Annotated in this window: 6 protein-coding genes; 1 reads left to right on the forward strand and 5 read right to left on the reverse strand. The window is 60.9% G+C overall.

The features are described 5' to 3' along the window. Positions 1-56: 56 nt before the first annotated feature. The 3 genes from mscL to PK789_RS10460 are packed head-to-tail and all read right to left on the reverse strand — an operon-like array spanning position 57 to position 1,510. On the reverse strand, positions 57-470 hold the full coding sequence (mscL, locus tag PK789_RS10450) for a large-conductance mechanosensitive channel protein MscL (RefSeq protein ID WP_324308689.1): 414 nt from the start codon (positions 468-470) through the stop codon (positions 57-59). A gap of 30 nt (positions 471-500) precedes the next feature. Then, positions 501-1,226, reverse strand: coding sequence for a fumarylacetoacetate hydrolase family protein (locus tag PK789_RS10455; protein WP_324308690.1), 726 nt, complete (start codon positions 1,224-1,226; stop codon positions 501-503). Further along, positions 1,226-1,510, reverse strand: coding sequence for a hypothetical protein (locus tag PK789_RS10460; protein ID WP_223627798.1), 285 nt, complete (start codon positions 1,508-1,510; stop codon positions 1,226-1,228). Before PK789_RS10460 ends, PK789_RS10455 begins: the two co-directional genes overlap by 1 nt. 73 nt (positions 1,511-1,583) lie before the next feature. Between PK789_RS10460 and PK789_RS10465 the strand changes: the two genes are divergently transcribed. Then, a complete protein-coding gene (locus tag PK789_RS10465) occupies positions 1,584-1,955 on the forward strand; it encodes a Rieske (2Fe-2S) protein (protein ID WP_503011941.1) in 372 nt (123 codons plus the stop codon). On the opposite strand, the gene PK789_RS10470 is transcribed toward PK789_RS10465, so the two are convergent. Both PK789_RS10470 and trmB read right to left on the reverse strand, forming a co-directional pair. Continuing rightward, the gene (locus PK789_RS10470; protein WP_324308691.1) at positions 1,949-3,787 is read right to left on the reverse strand and encodes an SLC13 family permease; all 1,839 of its coding nucleotides are present in this window, start codon (positions 3,785-3,787) and stop codon (positions 1,949-1,951) included. The genes PK789_RS10465 and PK789_RS10470 overlap by 7 nt on opposite strands. A 36-nt stretch (positions 3,788-3,823) precedes the next feature. After that, positions 3,824-4,099: tRNA (guanine(46)-N(7))-methyltransferase TrmB (trmB, locus tag PK789_RS10475; protein ID WP_503011942.1), on the reverse strand; the 276-nt coding region annotated here is incomplete at its 5' end.

Genomic DNA, 4,099 nt, shown 5'->3' on the forward strand with positions numbered 1-4,099 from the left:
GAAACAGGAAACCCCGAGTCTAGGCCCGGGGCTTGCTGGTATTCCTGTGCCGAAAGTTATTTTTTCAGCGCATCGCGGATTTCGCGAAGCAGCAGCACGTCTTCGGTGGGTTCCGGCGGTGCAGCAGGCGCGGCTTCGGGTTGCTTATGCAGTTTGTTGATGACTTTGACCGCCATGAAAATGGCGAACGCGACAATCACAAATTGCAAAATCGCATTGATGAATTCGCCATAAGCCAAGACAACCGCAGGGACATCTTTGCCGGCCGCATCCACACTGGCGGCCTTCAACACGAGGGCGAGTTTGGAAAAATCCACACCGCCAATCAACAGGCCAATTGGCGGCATGATCACTTTGTCCACCAAGGCGGTGACGATCTTGCCAAACGCGCCGCCAATCACCACGCCCACGGCAAGGTCGATCACATTGCCGCGCATGGCAAATTCTTTGAATTCGGTCAGCATTCCCATCGATGATTCCTTGTGAGTGGTTGGGGGGTATCAGGCCACGGCAGGTGTGATCTTGCCATGCAGTTCCAATACATCTCCAATGCGTGCATCGAAAACATCACCAGGTTGCAGTGCCGCCACGCCGGCAGGGGTGCCCATGAAGATCAGATCGCCGGCGCAGAGGGCGTAGAGTTTGGAGAGTTCGTGCAGGATCTCGGGTACATCCCAAATCAATTGATCCAAGGTGGAGGCTTGCCGGCGCACACCGTTGACATCCAGCGTGATCGGCAACGTGTCCAGCGCATCCAGCTCGGCCGCAGGCAACAGTGCACTGATCGGCGCGGAGTGATCAAAACCCTTGCCGGTATCCCACGGCAGGCCCTTGGCTTTGGCTGCTGCCTGCAAATCGCGGCGGGTCAAATCCAGACCTACGCCAAAGCCGAACACCAAGCCCATGGCAGCAGTTGGCGGCAATACGCCGGGCGGGGCATCACTGCCCAGCGCCACCACCAGCTCCACTTCGTGATGCAGGTCACAGGTACCCGGCGGGTATGGCACCACACCATCGGTGACGATGGCATCGGCCGGCTTCATGAAGAATGTGGGGGTGCCGCGTTCGGCTTTGGACGCGGGCGCAATGGCGCCCATTTCGCGAGCGTGGTCGGCAAAATTGCGGCCCACGCAGTAGATGCGGCGCACCGGAAAACTGCCCAGTTGGGTGCCGCTGCGATCGCGCACCGGAACGCGCGGCGGCGCGGGTGCCGGGATCACGTCCATCAGTGGGTCAGTTGCGCTTTGCCAACCACACGGTAATCGCCGTCGATGCTGTCGGCACGCGCACGCCCCGCTACCGGCTTGCCGCGCTGCGCCCACAACCGCCACAACAGGCCAGCGGCCAACATCGCCGCACCTACAAACAGGCCCACCACCACCAATCCTAGCAAGAGTGCAATGCCAAGCACGCCTAGTGCGATGCGCAGCAATGGGTGGCGCGGGCGACGTGGGGTGTCGAACATGACGCTGCGGAAACGGCGAAAACGGCGGTGTTGGAAGATCGGCATCGTGATGCAGTCCTGTGGCGATAGGTGCCATGACACAATGGAGGCAAGTATCGACAGAACCGGTGGGGCAGGTGTGAGCAGTTCGTTAAACGAAGGGTCTGCGGGCACAGTGTTGGCGAATTTGCAGGACCTTGCGCCTGACAGTGTGCATGCGCGAGAGGTTTGGATTGATGGCGAACTGGAGTCGCTGATTTTGTACCGCGATGCAGCGGGCGATGTGCAAGGTTGGTTGAATATCTGCCCACATGCCGGGCGGCGATTGGACTGGAGTCCGGGGCAGTTTTTGCGCAGCAAGCAGGGCGAATTGGTGTGCGCGGTGCACGGTGCCACCTTCGCGTTGCCACAAGGGGCTTGCGTGGCAGGACCCTGCCGTGGCGAGAGCCTGCGCAAAGTGGCGTTGCAGTGTGAAAACGGCGAAATCCGGCTGGTTGCGGCGGCTCAATAAAGCAGGTTGATCATCACCACGATGATGGTGGTGTAGATCAGGGTCAACGGGCCACCGGTGCGCCACATGTCGCGGGCGGTGTAGCTGGCGGGACCGGTGATCATCGAGATCGACGGGTTAGAGGCGGTGATGAAATTGTTGGATGCCGACAACGCCACGATCAACGCAAACGCGGTGGGATTGCCGCCCACGGCCAAGGCCAAGTTGATGGCCAAGGGCACCATCACAATGGTGGCACCCACATGGCTGATCACCATTGAAAATGCGGTGGTAAACAAGGCTAACGCCAGCTCGATCAACCACGGCGGCATCCCCTGCGGCAGCCGGTCGATGCTATGGCCCGCCACCCACGCTGCGGCACCGCTGGAGTCCATCGCCCAGCCCAGCGGGATCAAACAGGCCATCAAAAACACGGTCTTCCAATTGATCGCGGCGTAGGCCTCGTCCATCTTCAGCACGCCACTGACCAACATGCCGGCCACGCCGGTCATCAGCGCGATAGAGGTGGGGATGCGCGAGGACAGCGCCAGCAACATGCTGACCGCGAAAATCGCCATCGCAATCTTGAACTTGTGCGGGCGTTGCTCGTCCTTGGGGTAGTCGGTGACCACCACAAAGTCGCGGCTCTTGGCGGCATCGGCCAAGTCGGTCCAAATGCTGTGCAGCACCAGCATGTCACCGGCACGCATGGGGATATTGCGCACGTCGTCGCGCAACACGTGTTTATCGCGATTGATCGCCAGCAAGCTCAGCCCGTACTGTTTACGCAGACGCAGTTGTGTTTGGGTTTTGCCGATGAAGGTCGAGGTGGGCGGTACCACCGCTTCCGAGATGCCCGCGCGGCTAGGGTTGAACAAATCGGCCAGTGCGCGCAGCCGCGATGACATGCGCAGGAAATTTTTTTGCGCAAAATCTGCAATTGCTTCACGTTCGCCCATCACCCCCAGCACGCTGCCCACCCAGATGCGGGCGTCGGCGGGTGGAGCCAGTCGCGATTCGGTACCGGTTAGCAGCGCCAACAACAGCGGTGCACCGACTTGGGTTTCGGCATCGCCCACACTCATCCCCACCAAAGGGCTATCGGCGGTGACAGTGAGTTCGTGGATGTCGCCTTCAAGGCCATAGGCGCGGGCGAAATAACTTTGCGTGCGTGCGGGGGTCACCGCATCGGCATTTTCCTCACGCAGTGAGCGGCTGCCGAAGAAATGAAAATAGGCCAGTGAGGCCGCCAGCAGCACCAGCCCAATCGGCAGCGGCGCAAACATTTTCAGTGGTTGCAGCGACGCCGCGCCGGAGGGCATGTTGGCATTCGCCGAGACCAGCAAATCGTTGAGCAAAATGAGTGGTGAGTTGCCCACCATGGTCAGGCTGCCACCCATGATGATGGCGGCCGACATCGGCATCAGCAGCCGCGACAAACTGATGCCGGTGCGTGCGGTCAGGCGCGATGCCACGGGCAGATACAGCGCGGTGGCCGAGGTGTTTTGGATGATCGACGAGTTCAAGCCGGCCACCGCTTGCGTCAACAGCAGCAGGCGTTGTTCCACCCCATGCGCACGCCGCAGCAACCAGCTGGCCAACCGGTTGAGCGCGCCAGTACGATCCAGCCCGGCACCCAAGATCATGGTGGCGATGACGTTCATCACCGCGTCCGACGAGAACCCGCCAAACAGGTCTTCGGGGGCCACCAGTCCGGTCAAGCCCAGCAGCACCAACACCACCAACGACACCACGTCGGCGCGGATGCGCTCGAACAAAAACATCACCATGGTGAAAAACACCAGTCCCAGCACCAGCTGCATGTCGGCGGTGAGGGTCAGGGTGGTGTCCATCCTAGGTCGTGGTGTCCTTGTGGCTAGATCAGCAAATCAGCAGCGGGTGTACAGCAGGTCCCAGACCCCGTGGCCAAGCTTCTGCCCGCGCGTTTCAAAATGGGTTTGTGGCCGCCATGCGGGGCGTGCCACCTGCCCGCGCGGACCGGCGGTGTTGCGCAACCCAGCAGTGGCATCCAGCACATCCCACATTTGCTCTGCATAGTCCTGCCAGTCGGTGGCCAGATGCAAGCGGCCGTCCGCTGCCAGTTTGCGCACCAAAAGCGCGGCAAACTCGGCGCTCACCAAGCGGCGCTTGTGGTGGCGCTTTTT

Source organism: Thermomonas sp., assembly GCF_035369645.1.
Taxonomy (GTDB): domain Bacteria; phylum Pseudomonadota; class Gammaproteobacteria; order Xanthomonadales; family Xanthomonadaceae; genus Thermomonas.